The sequence below is a fragment of the Caballeronia sp. PC1 genome, assembly GCF_021353155.1.
Classification (GTDB): domain Bacteria; phylum Pseudomonadota; class Gammaproteobacteria; order Burkholderiales; family Burkholderiaceae; genus Caballeronia; species Caballeronia cordobensis.
Genome location: NZ_JAJUBH010000005.1, coordinates 160,300 through 174,602 on the forward strand (window position 1 = coordinate 160,300; position 14,303 = coordinate 174,602).

The following is a 14,303-nucleotide window of genomic DNA, read 5'->3' on the forward strand; positions in this document are numbered from 1 at the left end:
CCTTCGTGAGAAACGCGCGCAAGTCCTCGCTCGCGAGTGAGCGCTGCTCAAACTGTTGGGCCAGTTGATCAGGCGCGATCGGCTGTGCGTGGTAGGACGCACAACCGGTGAGTAAGGTAAGGACAATCAGTATCGCGCGGCGCATTCCGGCATCCAAGGGTCTCCCGGCCGCAGGGGCGGACCGCTCATGACCCGGATGCTACGCACCCAGTTGTGAAATTTTCGTCAACAACGTGGCTCTCAGTCCTCCGCGGCGCTCGCGGGTCCCGCCAGGGGCAGGCTCAGCGCCACGCGCGTGCCCTGATCCTGTTCGCTTTCGATCTGAATTGCCCATCCACGCCGGTCGCAGATCTTTTTGACGATCGACAGGCCAATACCGAAACCCTTTGCTTCAGACGGCGTTTGCGAGGCCTGGTAAAACCTGTCGAAAACATGCGGCAACGCGTGCTCCGGAATGCCCGAGCCCGTGTCTTCGATGTGCAGCCGGCCGCGCGCGTATGAGAAGCGCACGCAGCCATGATCGGTGTACCGCAGCGCGTTGTCGGTCAGATTCGACAGAACGATTGCCAAAGCAGAGGCGTCCGCTTTGACTTGAACGCTGCTACCGACGTCGATCACCGTCTGCACGCCGCTGGCGGCTGGCGCTCCGCAAATGGCGCGAGCGTGGTCCCGATCATGCGCGTGAGATCGACCGACTCGACGCGCTGGGCAGAATCGTCGCGGGCAAGCATGAGAAGCGCATTGACAAGCTTGTGCATGCTGTCCACCGCGCGGTTGATCTGCGCGAGCCGGGCGCGCGACTTGCCGCTGATTCGCGAGTCCTGCTCCAGCAATTCGCAGCTGGTCTTGATCGCCGTGAGCGGCGTGCGCAGTTCGTGACTCACGTCGCCAGTGAACTCTTTCTCCCGCGCGATCATATCCGCCATGCGCCGATGATAGTCGTTGAAGGCCTCGACGAGCTCGATGAGCTCGGCTTCGTCATATCTGCCTGGATTGATCAGAGCTGCGCTTTCGTGCCGTAGTGCCTTGACCTGGCGGGCAAGGCTCGCGACCTGCCGCACCAGCAGTCCCGCGACGCCGTACGAAAGCCAGACCGTCAGCAGCGCAAAGAGGCCCGTGCCCGCCATCAGCACGTTGATCATCTCCTTGAAATGCTTTTCGTAGGCGCTGAAGTCGTAGACACGGTAGAGGCGCGCCCCTTCAATCGCCGCGATGCCAACGTGAATCTCCCGATCGCCGACGATGATCTCGTGCGTTCCGGCGGCCATCATGGCGACGCGCGATGGCAGCGCCTGCGATGACTCGTCCGCTGCCGACACGTAGCCGCCGAGTCGCTGGTCGAAGGGCGGCAGCAACGACGGATCTGCCTGGTAGCTTCGCAGCACGCTGACCATATCATCGTGGATCAACGCGGCAATGAGCCTTTCCTCTTGCGCTTCGGCAAGTACCCTGACGCCCAGCGCCTGGGCGATGAGCAGGACGATCGTCAGCGCCGAGAAAACCAGCGCGACCTTGAGGCGCAGGCTACTTCGCATCGGTGTCGCGGGCGACGAGCCGGTAACCGAGCCCGTGGACGGTTTCGATCAACTCTGCCTCGCCTCGTTGCGTCAGCGCCTTGCGCAGCGTGTAGATGTGCGCGCGCAACGTGTCGCTGTCAGGCTGCTCGTCGCCCCAGACCTCTGATTCGAGCTCGGCCCGGCCGAATACCCGGCCCGGCGCTTGCATCATGATTCGCAGCAGCTGCAGGCATTTCGGCTGCAGCTTGATGAGTCGGCCCGCACGCTCGACCCCAAGCGATGTCAGATCGAGTCGGACATCCGCAACCCGTAGTTCTTGGGCGGCGACTTCGCCTCTGTAGCGTTTGATCAGCGCACCGAGCCGGGCGCCCACTTCTCGCAAGGAAAACGGCTTGACCAGGTAGTCGTCGGCCCCATGCATGAAGCCGGCGAGCCTGTCGTCGAGCGCGTCCCTGGCCGTGAGCATCAACACGGGCGTATCGCGATGCGCTTCTTCGCGCAGCTTTCGGCACAGCGTGAGGCCGTCCATGCACGGAAGCGACAAATCGAGCAGGATGGCATCCCACGAAACGGCGACCGCCATCTCCAGACCAGCCTGACCGTTGGAGGCGTAGTCGACCACGTACCCGTTCGCTTCAAGATAGTCGTACAGGTTCGCGGCAATTGACGCATCGTCCTCGACAACAAGCACTTTCATCAGCTTTTGGTCACCGGTTATTTTCTAGTTCGATTTTGACAGCGACGTTAATTTTTAGCCTGGTTTGGATGTTGTGGTTCTGCATGAGACGGAGTGTGCTAAGCCACATTCGTACCGCGTCTCTCTCACCAGTTTCAAAAGGCGTCGTCTGCGCCGCTGCCTCGGCGCAGGGAAGGTAAGATCCGCGGAAGGACGTTTTTTGACTTCAAAGCCCAGTGCGTTAGTGCTCCTAGTACGTGCAATCCGACCAATGCAGCCAAGCCATATGCTGCTAACGAGTGAAGTTCCCCCAGCCACTTCGATAAATCACGGCTCTGTTGGACAATGATCGGTAGAGAAAAAAAGCCGAAAAAGCGCGCGGCGTGGCCGGCGGCATTAGTCTTCATCCAACCAAGCAACGGAATAGCCACCATCAACACATAAAGCACATGATGGACCGCTTTTTCGGCAAAGCGAGCGGCTGTACCAACAGCGTTGATCGACCGTGGCAGCATATGTCGCGCCCTGAGCCGGTTTGCAAGGCGGACGGCCGCAAGTCCAAGTATGAGAATACCAATTGACTTGTGAAGCGCAATTAGATTTTCATGGTCGTCTAACATCAGGCCGATAAACAAATTGCCAATAAGTGCTACCGCCACTAGCCAATGCAGAAGAATGACCGACAGAGGATATCGCGTAACCTTTTTCATCATAAGTTACCTCTTCGCATGGGAGACTTATGCGAATCAGCTAAGCAATTTGTGGTAGCGCCTCTTCGTACCGTTGATTTGGAGCAGTGCTCGCTTTGCGTCGCTCATATTGTTCGCCTGGATCGCCTTCTCGACCTGTGCCAGTTCCTCCCGCAGGGCCTGCATGCCTTCGTCGTACGTGCGCTGATCATCGTGATAGGACTCGCGGCTCGCCTGCCGCGCGTCGCCTTCGAACCTCGTCACATAGCCCCGCAGTTCAGGCATTGTGGTACTCGCCAGTGCGCCCTGCATCGCGCGCTTCATGTCCTTCATCAGCGTCTTGATTTCGCCAGCGTGCGCTTGTGGCGCGGCGGCAAGAAGTGAGGCACACAGCAGCGCGCAGAGGTTCATGTAAAGCCGGGGTTTTGCCATGGCGTTCGATCCAGTAACAATAGTAAGTCTGACGGCTTTCAAAACCGCAGGCTAGTAGAGCGTCAGCACTGGCCTGCAATCGTAAAGAAAGGTGTGACCGTCGGAATGCGTGCTCGTGAGGAGGCAGTCGCTCCCGCCAAGAGAAAATCATCTATAGGGTTGTTTCTTTCAAGTTTGTTTCAAGACCTGGACGCGAATGCCTGAACGAATTGGTCTCGCTCGAGCCCGGAATGTGCCACGAAGCGAGTGCGCAAACCCGTTGATCAAAAAGAGCCCGGCGGATGCCGGGCATAAAGACAACCGTGCCGTTTTAATGTCACGACTGCCGCGTGGCTTGACGAAACATACCGTTCACTATCCATCCGCCTTGTTTCTTGCCTTCACCTACCTTGTGCCGCGCCACCCGTCGTCGCCGACCGTGGAATTTGCAAGAGTCGATTTAGTTGTCGCAACGCCCACGATCCCATCGGGACGGTACCCGATTACAGATGTCCACGAGTGGGCTCAACCGTCGCCATACTGCAGGCCGATAGTTAACGAAAGCTTAAGCGAAGCCATGCCGCTAAAACCAGTTGCGCGCTACTTCCGCCGTGGACTTGGTCTCGGATGTCAGCGCGTATGGGCTCTGGCTGGAGAATCCGACCGCCACGCTGCAAAGTCGGTTGCGCAAGTTTCCTGGACCGACGGACAGCCGTAGGTGAAACGAGCCCGGCGGCGATGTTAACTGTTCTCACGCAAGCGCGGCTCATCGCTTTTTTCTGCAACGCACACATGCGGAATGCGCGCGACTGGGAAGCAGACGCGTACGGTCAGGCCACGACCTTCGAGGCCATGTGCCAGAGTGATCGAGGCATGATGCTGTTCCGCGATGCGGCGGACAATCGAGAGACCCAGGCCGCTACCTGTTGCTGCGTGGCCGTTCCCGCGGTAGAACCGCTCCCATACGCGCGTATGGTCCACCTCTGGAATGCCGGGCCCAGTGTCCCGTACCTCCAGCACCGGCCGACCCTCGTGACCGTAGACTTCTACGTCGACTCGCGAGCCAGCTCCTCCATACCGAATCGCGTTGTCGACGAGGTTGTTCAACAGAATACGCAAGTTTTCTGCGTTTCCGCTGACCGTCAATTTTTTACCTTCTGCGAGACCGAGGTCGACATTGTTGGATTCTGCGAATTTGGATCGCTCGCTTACAACGGAGCGAGCAAGAGCAGTGAGGTCGAATTGGCAGGTCTCAGCGAGCTGCGAGTCCGGCGCGAGCCTTGCCAGTGTCAGAAGCTGCTCAGACAAACGCGAGAGGCGAGTGGCACCCATTCTGAGTTGGGCAGTGATTTCCTCTCGCTCGGCGACGCTTGATGCCCGCTCCAACAACTCAGCTTGCAGTCCAAGACCCATGATGGGCGTTCGAAGTTCATGTGCGGCATCAGCAATGAAGTGTTTTTGCGCGGTGAATGCGTGATCGAGCCGAAGAAGAAGATCGTTGAGCGCATCGACAAGCGGTTTCACTTCACCGGGCATTGCCGCGGTGTCGATTGGCTGCATATTGTTCGCGTCGCGCCGTTTGAGATTTGCTGCGATCTCGCGCAGAGGCCGCAAACCGTAGCCAATCCCGAACCAAAGGAAGAGGGCGAGCAGCGGTATCAGCGACAGCACGGGCCAAAAGAGATGCATCGCGATTTCGGCGACTGCTTCCCAGCGGGCCTTCCTCAACTGCGCAACACGCACCACACGTCACCTTCTCGCGTAACGAACGAATGCCATAGTTGCCCACCCACCATGATATCGGCGAGGCCGGCGCCGGCCGGCGGCGGCAAACTCGAATCGGGATCGCTGCTGAAAATCGGTGTAGAGCCGCGCCAGACCTGAAGCAGCACACCGTGCGATTGTTCGCCAGACATCCGGTCATCGTCGCTTCGCTGCAGACCGGTCAATGACACGTGATTGTCCTCATCGACCACCACATGCCGGCCGATCACCTTCAACTGGTCACTGAGGACTTCATCGAGTTCATACAATGCCCCCCAATAGGTAGCAGCACTTGCCAACAGGCCCGCTAAAAGGGTTGCGGGAAGCAGCCAGAGCACCAGTCGTCTGCGAAGGGATTTCACGCGATCTCCCCAATTTGATAGCCGACCCTCGCACGTTCCGGATCGCTTGTGCACCCAGCTTACGTCGGAGGTTGTGTACATGAACTTGGATCGCGTTGCTCTCAATCTCCTCGTTCCAGCCGTACAGGCGCTCCTCGAGTTGCTCTCGAGTAACGACAACGCTGGGATTTCGCATCAACTCATGAAGCAGAGCAAACTCTCGCGCCGTCACACCCACTTCCACACCACGTAAAAGGACGCAGTGACGGGCCGGATCGAGTTCGATCACCCCCGCTTGCAGTGTCGTCTGTGCCCGGCCAGCGTGTCGACGGTTCAACACGCGGATGCGAGCGAGTAGCTCCTCGAGCGCGAACGGCTTGACCATATAGTCATCGGCTCCTCCGTCCAAACCGCCAACACGATCTGCGATGCCGTCACGGGCTGTAATAATTATCACAGCGGTCGCGTCGTTGCGGGCCCGCAGTCTCTGAAGAAGTGTCAGACCATCTTGCTTCGGCAGTCCCAGATCGAGCAAAACCAGGCCGTACGAGGTGGTGCGCAGGGCGATGGAACCCGCTTCCCCGTCCTGTACCCAGTCGACGGCCATTCCTTCCCGCCGTAACCCGTACTGCAACCCGCTGCCAATTAGAACATCGTCTTCGACCAGCAGTACCCGCATATCCGATTCCTTAAAAGCCCGGAGTCAGTGGTGACTGTACAGGGACTTCCAGTTACTAGCTGGCCGCGCACCGCCCGATTGTGACAAGCCGCTCGGCGTACCACCCACGTCTCGACTAGCAATGTTTGGCGATTGCGCTTGCGCCCCAATACGCGCCTCCGCCGCTTGAATGTCGGCCGGATATTTCACTTTGTTGGGTTTATACCCAGCTCGCTCCAGTTGAATCAACTCGTTGCGTACTTGTGCACGGGAAACAGGGGTGTTCGATGCCTGTGCAAACGTTAGAGCCGGTGCGCTCAGCACCAGCGCCAGCGCCAAAACCTTGAATGTCGTGTTCATGTTCGATTCTCTCCAGTCAGGTGGACGTACAGCTGCGAGCGTTAGCGCGGGCAGCCCGTATTCCGCAGCTTGAGGGCGAAGAGTTAAGACATCGTTAACGCGGCGAATGTTGAGAGTTTTGTGCCCATGACCCACGTGTCACAACGCTTTCTGAGGAATGAAGCGCAACCCGTTGTTCCAACTGCAGACCATGGCGCGTTTCTGCCGACCGACCTCTGAAGTCCGATAGGAGACGCCAAGGGCAAGAATCGATCGTCGCGGTGGTGCTGGGACTGCCCAACGACAAACAACGCGACGTTGTTGGCGTAGCGGAGGTCAGCCCTCGAATCCATCATCAAACTCACCGTACACTGACTAGGTAATTACCTGAGTCTTAGGCGACACTTAGCGCTGGAAACCTTCACGCCGCGATTTCAAGCAGCGGTTACTGCTGCTGGACGGTGTCTCACCTGCCGGATCGCGATCCAGCCTCCTTGACTGCTTAACCAAACCTTAAGTATGGCTTGTTAGCTTTTTCTCCATCAGTTGCGAACATCCATGTTTGCAACTGGAATCTCTAGCAGGCTGTTGAAATACCCTCTGCGCGGGTCATCCGTGCGCAAGGGAGAAACGTTGATTTAAAGAATCGAACGACACTGAGCCCAAAGCGATGCGCGGCCCCGACGGCTATACCGAATCGATGTTCACGATGTCCAGACTGGACGATTTCGTTCCGGCCAATCATCCGCTGCGACCGATTCGCCTGTGGCTGAACGAGGCGCTCACGCGCATGGACGAGGTGTTTTCGCGCATGTACGAGAGCGAGGCCAAGGGCGGTCGCCCGAGCATCGCGCCGGAGAAGCTGATACGCGCGCTGTTGCTGCAGGTGCTGTATTCGATTCGCAGCGAACGCATGCTGATGGAGCAAATCTCCTACAACATGCTGTTTCGCTGGTTCGTCGGACTGGCGATGGACGATGCGGTCTGGGACCACTCCACCTTCAGCAAGAACCGCGACCGGCTGATGGTCCACGATGTCATGGTCAGCCTGTTCAACGAAACTGTCGAGACGGCGCGCGTGCGAGGTCACCTGTCAGGCGAACACTTCAGCGTGGACGGCACGCTCATTCAGGCGTGGGCGGGGCACAAGAGCTTCGTGCCCAAGACGAAACCGGATGACGATTCGCCGCCTGCGGGCGGGGCGGCTCGCAGGAGAACTGGCGCGGCGAGAAACGCAGCAACGACACCCATGAATCCAGCACGGACACTCAGGCGCGCCTGTTTCGCAAGAGTCGTGGCACGGGCGCGGTGCTTTGCTACATGGGTCACGTGCTGACCGATAACCGGCATGGTCTGGTGGTGAACGCACAAGTCACGCAGGCCAACGGCACGGCCGAACGGGACGCGGCCGCGCAGATGCTTGGGGATGCTGCGCGATTTGCCGGTAAGACCATAACGGTCGGCGCCGACAAGAACTACGATACGGCCGGATTCGTGGCGACGTGCCGGGAGAACAACGTGACACCACACGTGGCGCAAAACGATGCACGCGCGGGCGGTTCTGCGATTGACGCTCGAACCACCCGATGGCCCGGCTATGCAATCAGTCAGTGCAAACGCAAACGCATCGAGCAGGTGTTTGGATGGGGCAAGACAGTCGGCAAGATTCGGCAGGCGATGTATCGAGGTCTGAAGCGAGTCGACCAGCTCTTCGTGCTGACTCAGGCGGCGTACAACTTGACCCGCATGCGAACGCTTGCTGCCAGGGCAGCTTGAAAGAGTAAGCGAGAAGGAAAGCGGCATCGGCAGCATCTGAATCACAGAAAAGTCGGCGTCAATTCATTTGGAACACTGCATCGCGCTAGCTCTTCCGAATAATCGAGTGCGCGTTCACGAAGGGATATTTCAACGGCCTGCTAGGAGAACCTGATCATGAAACTGCTTCTCACATCTATTATCGTCGCCACACTGGCCTCCCCGATTGCGTCGATTGCGCAAACAGCCCAGCCACAGCTGAGCCGCGCACAGGTGCGCGCTGACCTCCGACAGATCGAGCAGGCCGGGTACAACCCCGCCCGCCGCGACGATGTCAGCTATCCAGCGGACATTCAAGCAGCCGAAATGCGCGTTGCAGCGCGAGACGGCTTGGATGGCGGTAGATCGAGCATGGGAGGCGCTCCGACTTCCACTTCCGAATCGGGTCACGCTACCGCGAATCACGGTCGGAATTCGCTCTTCAGTCACCATTGATCCGAGCGAAGTCGTTCGTGGGGGGAAGCTTGAGAAAGAGCAGCGGAAACACTGTCGTCCGCGTGGCGTCCGCCGTCACGACAACGTAGCCACACGGCGCAGGTCCGACGGCGGTTCTCTGGAAACCCCAGAAAGTTTGCACGGCGAGACGAGGCCGCCGCCATTGGTGGAGACCGAAGCCCTCGTGCACGTCGGACAGTCATCCGTTGGATAGTCATCGAATGACGCCCTCGATGCAAGGGAGGCAATCCTTAAATCTCCGCGGCCCAGGATTGAGCGGATTGTTGACCTGCCTCGCTGTGCACACCAACGATTCGCACGGGAGAGTTGTTGAAGTGCTCAGCTCGCATCGAGCGTTAGCCGGCGATCGCTCGTGTCTATTTGACGGGGCTCTTCGCTGGTACATCAGGAGCTGGCAATGAGAAGCTCGTTGACATTTACGTTGGCGTTGCTGCTTGCGGTGGCGGGCGCGTCGAGGCTTAAAGCGCAGGAGATTCAAGGAAAGACACGGCAGCAGGTCATAGAGGAGACCAGACAGGCGTGGGTAGACGGATGGCTTCCTATAACCGACACGACTATCCGTTTAGCGCAGCAACGATTGAACGAAATAAGGAGCGGTATCAGAGGCTTCACCCTGGTGTCAGAGCGAAAAGCCCTTGACTTGGCCATGGATGAGCAAAGCGATCCAAGCGCGGCAACATTGTGGTCCGAGGTCGGCCTGCCTCTGCGAGATACGGGGCGCACCGATCATCTCTGGTTTAGAGAGCACGGATAGCGACTCAGCGCCGCAAACGGGCCTATCGCTGCCTTACCAGGGAGCATGGATGCGAATGTACGCGTCGTCGGTCGTCAAGCCCGCCCCTCTGGTGTATATCCGATTTAACGGGTGGCGGGTGCACCGACGTGCGCCCACGTCGGCTCTGGGTATCCCGCGTTTTGTTGATCTCGCGCAACTCGTGGCACGTGCGACACACTTATTCTGGTGTGCGGACTCGTCGGCAAAAGAGAACACGGGGCGCGACAACTCGGAAACGGTGAACGGCGAGCGCACCAAAGTGCGCCAGGGTTCAGCAAATTGGCGATCAGGAAAGCCAATGTTCAAACGAATAATGGTTGGGATCGATGGAAGCCAGGCCGCCATCGGGGCACTCGCCGAGGCAATCCGCCTTGGGGAGAGCGAAAGCGCTACTGTTCGTGCTGTCAGTGTCGTCGAACCCGAGGCCGACACGATCACCCCGTTCTCCGGCTTCGGTCACCCAGTGCCGGTTGCTCGATCACTTCGGGACGCGGCGCAGGCTGGGCTCGCGCGAGCATGTGATCTTTTCGTCCTAACCGGCGTTACTGGTGAAACCTCGCTGATCGATGCAGGCGACAGCGATGTTGCCTCAGTGCTGCTTCGCGAGTCACGTGCGTGGGGGGCTGACCTCGTCGTTCTGGGTACTCACGGCCGCCGCGGAATCGAACGCCTCCTGCTCGGCAGTACCGCCGAAACGTTCCTCCGGACGTCGGTTGTCCCTGTATTGGTCATTCCATCTCCGGAGGGCGTACAGCAAGGCGAGCAACGACAGCTGAAGTCTCAATGACATCCTGACCTTCCGCGCAGTGCAAAGTCGGCATCGCGGCACCCCCGCGGAACACCTCGGCATGTCGAAGGACCGTTTTGTGAAGAAGACCGTGTCGTCAGGCGAGCAGATCGAGTCGTTCGACGGCACGTGTACGCTGACCAAATGTCGATCGCAAGTGGCAAAGTAGATCACGGAGCATCAGCCATGACGGAGATCAATTCAGAAAATTTTCGCGTTCGCGAGGCCGACGAGGTCGATCTTGACAAGTGGCCGACGCGCGTCAAGCCCGCCTATAAATCGAAGGATGAATATCGCGCGATGCTGGGAGACCACACAGGAAGGCTTGTCAAACTTCAAGACTTGCTCTACGCGGACAAGCGTTATGCGGTGCTATTCATCTTTCAGGCGATGGACGCTGCAGGAAAGGATGGGGCGATCAAACACGTCATGTCGGGCGTCAACCCTCAGGGTTGCCAGGTGTTCAGCTTCAAACATCCAAGCACGGAGGAACTCCAGCACGATTTCCTTTGGCGCACCACTCGCGACCTCCCCGAGCGCGGCCGTATCGGTATCTTCAACCGGTCGTACTACGAGGAGGTTCTGATCCTGCGGGTGCATCCTGAAATTCTGCAAGGCGAAAGACTATCGACCGGCTGCGGCCGGGGCGAGGCGCTCTGGATGGGCAGGTACCGGTCCATCAAGGATCTCGAAGATCATCTGTATCGGAATGACACGCGTATCGTGAAATTCTTCCTGCACCTCTCGAAGGAGGAACAGCGCAGGCGCTTCCTCGCTCGCATTGACGAGCCGAACAAGAACTGGAAATTCAGCACGGCGGACATTGAGGAGAGGAAGTTCTGGGGGCAGTACATGGATGCGTATGAAAGGTGCATGAGTGCGACGAGCACGGACTCCGCCCCATGGTACATCGTGCCCGCGGATGACAAGGAGGACGCGCGGCTTATCGTGTCGCAAATCATTCTCGATACGCTGGACACCTTGAAATTGCAGTACCCGGCGATGACTGAGGCGCGACGTAAGGAGCTGTTGGAGATTCGCGAACAGCTCGCTCAAGAGAATGACACTTCACGAGATCTGTCAGTTCGGACTGCCTGACTGTCGCTTAGGAACATGACTAGCCTAATCGAACGAAGGCGATACTCGGGAGCGTCGCCATCCAAGGAACACATCTGAAGATAAGTCTCCTCCGTTTGACGCATGAGACGCCGGACTCGCGCCACGCGATGCTTTAGCGAACTTACGGTCAACAAGCCTCGGCTTTCCTATCTGGGACATTGACTTTCGATGGCAACCGCCGCTCATAGTCACACCGGGTTTGGACAAGTACCACCAGCGCTTCAGACCACCGATCATTCGATGGGTCTCGGTTCGGCGGAGGTGCAGCGTCGCCTTCAGCAGTTCGGCGCTAACGCTATCGAGGATGCTCGCACGCCACTATGGCAGCAGTTCCTCGGCAAGCTCTGGGGACCCGTGCCCTGGATGCTCGAAGCGGTGATCGCGCTTCAGATTCTGCTCCGGCGCGACCAGGAGGCGTTTGTCATTTATTTCTGCTCGCGTTCAACGCGATTGTCACCTTCTTGCAGGAGCGTCGCGCGCAGAATGCACTGACCCTGTTGCGCCACCAACTGCAGGTCAGCGCGCGCGTGCTGCGCGACGCAGGGTGGAGGCGCGTGGCGGCCGCGCAACTGGTGCCCGGCGACGTAGTACACGTGCGAGCAGGTGATCTTGTTCCGGCCGATCTCGTGCTGTTCGACGGAGCAGTCGTACTCGACCAATCGGCGCTGACCGGAGAATCCCTCGCCGTCGATGCAGGCCCCGGGCAACCTGCGTACGCCGGTTCCGTTGTGCGCCAGGGCGAAGCCAGCGGCGAGGTCACCGCCACCGGATCACGCACCTACTTCGGACGGACCGCGGAGCTGGTCCGCACGTCCAACGCGCCCAGCCATATGCAGCGAACGATTTTTCGATCGTCAAGCGTTTGGTCGGGTTCGATCTTGTGCTTATCGCGTTCGTCGTCTTCTATGCCGCGACGCATGATCTCCCGATGGCCGATACCGTGGTGTTCACGTTGTTGCTACTTGTCGCATCGGTTCCTGTTGCGTTGCCGGCGACTTATACGCTAGCCACGGCCGTCGCCAGTACTCGCTTGGCGAAACAAGGTGTGCTGGTTACCCGGCTTCCCGCGGTAGAGGAAGCGGCAGCGATGGACACCTTGCTCTCGGACAAGACTGGCACGCTGACACAGAACGTCCTGTCGGTCACAGAGGTGAAAGCGCTGGCCGCCGTCGACGACGCCGAAGTCTTACGCGCTGCGGCGCTGGCGAGCGATGAGGCCTCTCAGGATCCGTTGGACCTGGCAATTCTCGCCGCTTACAAAGCTGGTGAGCCGACCGAGCCCCTGCCCAAACGCATCAGCTTTCGGCCGTTCGTAAGCGGCCAGCGAACCCGTCTTGACGGGCGAAGGGCTACGCGACAGACGTGAGAGGCTGCCAGTTATGAGGCAGCAAAGATGCGATATCGCACGCTTTGTGGGTCGGCAAGCGTGTCAGGATGTCTTTCAGATACGCGTGGGGTTCGTGCCCGTTCAGTTGCGCTGAGCGAATGAGGCTCATGATCACAGCCCCACGTTGGCCTGCGCGAAGCGACCCCGCAAACAACCAATTGGTCCTGCCGATGGCCCATGGGCGTATTTGATTTTCGACCCAATTGTTGTCGATTGGTACGTGCCCGTCATCGAGGTAGCGCGTCAGCGCCTCCCAGCGCTTCAGGCTGTAATCCAAAGCCTTCGCAATGGCCGATCCGTCAGAAACGAGTTTCCGCTGTGTGACAAGCCATTCATAGAGCGCGTCGCACACGGGCTTGGCTCGGCTTTTACGAAGTTGGCGTCGAGCTTCGACATCCAAGGTCGCGGCATCGCGCTCGATGTCATAGAGCTCGGTGAAGAACGGTAGCGCCTGCTCAGCAAGCTGGCTGCTGTGATTGGCGTGCAGTTCGAAGAATTTGCGCCTCGCGTGAGCTGCGCAGCCGATTTCGGTGATGCCCTGAAGAAATGAGGCCTTGTAACCGCCGTAGTCATCACACACCAGCTTGCCACGCCAGCCGTCTAAGAACGTACGGGCATGCTCTCCAGCTCGGCTGCCCGCGAAGTCGTACACCACCGCGCGAAGGTGACTGAATTGCGTGGACGTATATGCCCACAGATAAGCCCGATGCGTCTTCCCCTTGCCGGGGCTGAGCATCTGCACCGGCGTTTCGTCGGCGTGCAACACGCCTTGCTGCAAGATCTCTCGACGAAGGGCGTCGACCAGTGGCTGCAACTGCGCGCCACATGTGCCCACCACGCTCCCAGCGTGGATCTCGGTATCGCCAGGCCCGCCCGAGCAAAGATCTGCTCCTGACGGTACAGCGGCAAGTGATCTGCGAATTTGTTGACCAGTACCGACGCTAGAAGTCCGGTGGTTGGGATGCCCTTGTCGATGACGTGCGCGGGCACGGGTGCCTGGATTAGCGTCTCACAGTGGCGACATACCCATTTACCGCGAATGTGTCGCTCCACCTTGAACACGCCCGGCGCGTAATCTAACTTCTCGCTGATGTCTTCGCCGATACGAACACGTTCGCATCCGCATTGGCACACCGTGTTGTCCGGTTCGTGACGGATGTCGACACGCGGCAACTGCGGCGGCAAGGGTGCGCGCTTGGACGGTTCGTGTTGGCGCTTGCGTGAAGGCTCGAGCTCTTCGAGCTCTATCTCAATGGCAGCCAGGTCGCCATCAATCGCCTCGTCAAGCAGGCTCATTTGCTCGCTGTTGAGCTGTTCGCTGCGCCGGCCAAACTGCTGGCGCCTGAGCACGGAGATCTCGTGAGTCAGTTGGTCGATGCGAGTTTGTCGGTAATGCAGCTCCCGTTCTAGCTCACCGAGCTCTCGCCGTTTCTCCGTTACCTCCAGATCCTTGGCGTGGACCTCGGCGAGCAGTTGCGCTGCGAGGGCGCGCAACTGCTCTGGATTGAGGTCGTCGAGGTCGGCCGGCGGGTTCATGCAGACCAGTCTGCCAGAACCCCGCAAACGCGA

Annotated in this window: 13 protein-coding genes and 4 pseudogenes; 7 read left to right on the forward strand and 10 right to left on the reverse strand. The window is 59.0% G+C overall.

Going from position 1 to position 14,303, the window contains the following annotated elements:
- Positions 1-240: 240 nt before the first annotated feature.
- The 8 genes and pseudogenes from LY284_RS36885 to LY284_RS36920 all read right to left on the reverse strand — a co-directional run bounded on the left by LY284_RS36885 (position 241) and on the right by LY284_RS36920 (position 6,416).
- Positions 241-627 carry a sensor histidine kinase KdpD gene (locus tag LY284_RS36885; protein WP_233392155.1) on the reverse strand — a complete coding sequence of 129 codons (387 nt, stop codon included), beginning with the start codon at positions 625-627 and terminating at the stop codon, positions 241-243.
- Positions 615-1,535, reverse strand: a complete 921-nt coding sequence (locus LY284_RS36890) for a HAMP domain-containing sensor histidine kinase (protein WP_233392156.1) — start codon at positions 1,533-1,535, stop codon at positions 615-617. The genes LY284_RS36885 and LY284_RS36890 overlap by 13 nt, the downstream gene beginning before the upstream one ends.
- On the reverse strand, positions 1,525-2,214 hold the full coding sequence (locus tag LY284_RS36895; RefSeq protein WP_008344692.1) for a response regulator transcription factor: 690 nt from the start codon (positions 2,212-2,214) through the stop codon (positions 1,525-1,527). The genes LY284_RS36890 and LY284_RS36895 overlap by 11 nt, the downstream gene beginning before the upstream one ends.
- A 134-nt stretch (positions 2,215-2,348) precedes the next feature.
- Positions 2,349-2,906, reverse strand: a complete 558-nt coding sequence (locus tag LY284_RS36900; RefSeq protein WP_233392158.1) for a cytochrome b — start codon at positions 2,904-2,906, stop codon at positions 2,349-2,351.
- Between the two features lie 33 nt (positions 2,907-2,939).
- Positions 2,940-3,314 carry a cytochrome b562 gene (locus LY284_RS36905; RefSeq protein ID WP_233392159.1) on the reverse strand — a complete coding sequence of 125 codons (375 nt, stop codon included), beginning with the start codon at positions 3,312-3,314 and terminating at the stop codon, positions 2,940-2,942.
- Positions 3,315-4,034: 720 nt separating this feature from the next.
- Positions 4,035-5,395: pseudogene (locus tag LY284_RS36910) on the reverse strand (ATP-binding protein).
- The gene (locus tag LY284_RS36915; protein ID WP_304503023.1) at positions 5,319-6,077 is read right to left on the reverse strand and encodes a response regulator; all 759 of its coding nucleotides are present in this window, start codon (positions 6,075-6,077) and stop codon (positions 5,319-5,321) included. The pseudogene LY284_RS36910 and the gene LY284_RS36915 overlap by 77 nt, the downstream one beginning before the upstream one ends.
- Positions 6,078-6,101: 24 nt before the next feature.
- On the reverse strand, positions 6,102-6,416 hold the full coding sequence (locus tag LY284_RS36920) for a DUF4148 domain-containing protein (protein ID WP_008344682.1): 315 nt from the start codon (positions 6,414-6,416) through the stop codon (positions 6,102-6,104).
- Positions 6,417-7,065: 649 nt separating this feature from the next.
- Between LY284_RS36920 and LY284_RS36925 the strand changes: the two are divergent.
- From LY284_RS36925 to LY284_RS36955, 7 genes and pseudogenes are all read left to right on the forward strand, one after another.
- Positions 7,066-8,171: pseudogene (locus tag LY284_RS36925) on the forward strand (IS5 family transposase).
- A 156-nt stretch (positions 8,172-8,327) separates the two neighbouring features.
- The gene (locus LY284_RS36930; protein ID WP_008344681.1) at positions 8,328-8,645 is read left to right on the forward strand and encodes a DUF4148 domain-containing protein; all 318 of its coding nucleotides are present in this window, start codon (positions 8,328-8,330) and stop codon (positions 8,643-8,645) included.
- A gap of 418 nt (positions 8,646-9,063) precedes the next feature.
- Positions 9,064-9,420 (forward strand): hypothetical protein, encoded by a 357-nt coding sequence (locus tag LY284_RS36935; protein ID WP_233392162.1) that lies wholly within the window; start codon positions 9,064-9,066, stop codon positions 9,418-9,420.
- 55 nt (positions 9,421-9,475) lie between these two features.
- Positions 9,476-10,228, forward strand: a complete 753-nt coding sequence (locus tag LY284_RS36940) for a universal stress protein (protein WP_233392164.1) — start codon at positions 9,476-9,478, stop codon at positions 10,226-10,228.
- 186 nt (positions 10,229-10,414) lie between these two features.
- On the forward strand, positions 10,415-11,326 hold the full coding sequence (locus LY284_RS36945) for an ADP-polyphosphate phosphotransferase (protein ID WP_233392167.1): 912 nt from the start codon (positions 10,415-10,417) through the stop codon (positions 11,324-11,326).
- Positions 11,327-11,587: 261 nt separating this feature from the next.
- Positions 11,588-11,839 (forward strand): cation-transporting P-type ATPase, encoded by a 252-nt coding sequence (locus LY284_RS36950; RefSeq protein WP_233392168.1) that lies wholly within the window; start codon positions 11,588-11,590, stop codon positions 11,837-11,839.
- A pseudogene (locus tag LY284_RS36955) lies at positions 11,809-12,468 on the forward strand (hypothetical protein); the annotation flags it as partial. The gene LY284_RS36950 and the pseudogene LY284_RS36955, both read left to right, overlap by 31 nt.
- A 228-nt stretch (positions 12,469-12,696) precedes the next feature.
- Here LY284_RS36955 and LY284_RS39445 read toward each other — a convergent pair.
- Both LY284_RS39445 and LY284_RS36960 read right to left on the reverse strand, forming a co-directional pair.
- Positions 12,697-12,843 (reverse strand): transposase domain-containing protein, encoded by a 147-nt coding sequence (locus tag LY284_RS39445; RefSeq protein ID WP_083973469.1) that lies wholly within the window; start codon positions 12,841-12,843, stop codon positions 12,697-12,699.
- Positions 12,829-14,270, reverse strand: a pseudogene (locus LY284_RS36960) (IS66 family transposase); the annotation flags it as partial. The pseudogene LY284_RS36960 and the gene LY284_RS39445, both read right to left, overlap by 15 nt.
- Positions 14,271-14,303 lie beyond the last annotated feature (33 nt).

Bases quoted from the DNA above. Each gene is read 5' to 3' on its own strand.
- LY284_RS39445 (WP_083973469.1), bottom strand. From the start codon at position 12,843: ATGAGCCTCATTCGCTCAGCGCAACTGAACGGGCACGAACCCCACGCG.
- LY284_RS36945 (WP_233392167.1), top strand. From the start codon at position 10,415: ATGACGGAGATCAATTCAGAAAATTTTCGCGTTCGCGAGGCCGACGAG.
- LY284_RS36900 (WP_233392158.1), bottom strand. From the start codon at position 2,906: ATGATGAAAAAGGTTACGCGATATCCTCTGTCGGTCATTCTTCTGCAT.
- LY284_RS36915 (WP_304503023.1), bottom strand. From the start codon at position 6,077: ATGCGGGTACTGCTGGTCGAAGACGATGTTCTAATTGGCAGCGGGTTG.
- LY284_RS36890 (WP_233392156.1), bottom strand. From the start codon at position 1,535: ATGCGAAGTAGCCTGCGCCTCAAGGTCGCGCTGGTTTTCTCGGCGCTG.
- LY284_RS36905 (WP_233392159.1), bottom strand. From the start codon at position 3,314: ATGGCAAAACCCCGGCTTTACATGAACCTCTGCGCGCTGCTGTGTGCC.
- LY284_RS36950 (WP_233392168.1), top strand. From the start codon at position 11,588: ATGGGTCTCGGTTCGGCGGAGGTGCAGCGTCGCCTTCAGCAGTTCGGC.
- LY284_RS36940 (WP_233392164.1), top strand. From the start codon at position 9,476: ATGTACGCGTCGTCGGTCGTCAAGCCCGCCCCTCTGGTGTATATCCGA.
- LY284_RS36920 (WP_008344682.1), bottom strand. From the start codon at position 6,416: ATGAACACGACATTCAAGGTTTTGGCGCTGGCGCTGGTGCTGAGCGCA.
- LY284_RS36895 (WP_008344692.1), bottom strand. From the start codon at position 2,214: ATGAAAGTGCTTGTTGTCGAGGACGATGCGTCAATTGCCGCGAACCTG.
- LY284_RS36935 (WP_233392162.1), top strand. From the start codon at position 9,064: ATGAGAAGCTCGTTGACATTTACGTTGGCGTTGCTGCTTGCGGTGGCG.
- LY284_RS36930 (WP_008344681.1), top strand. From the start codon at position 8,328: ATGAAACTGCTTCTCACATCTATTATCGTCGCCACACTGGCCTCCCCG.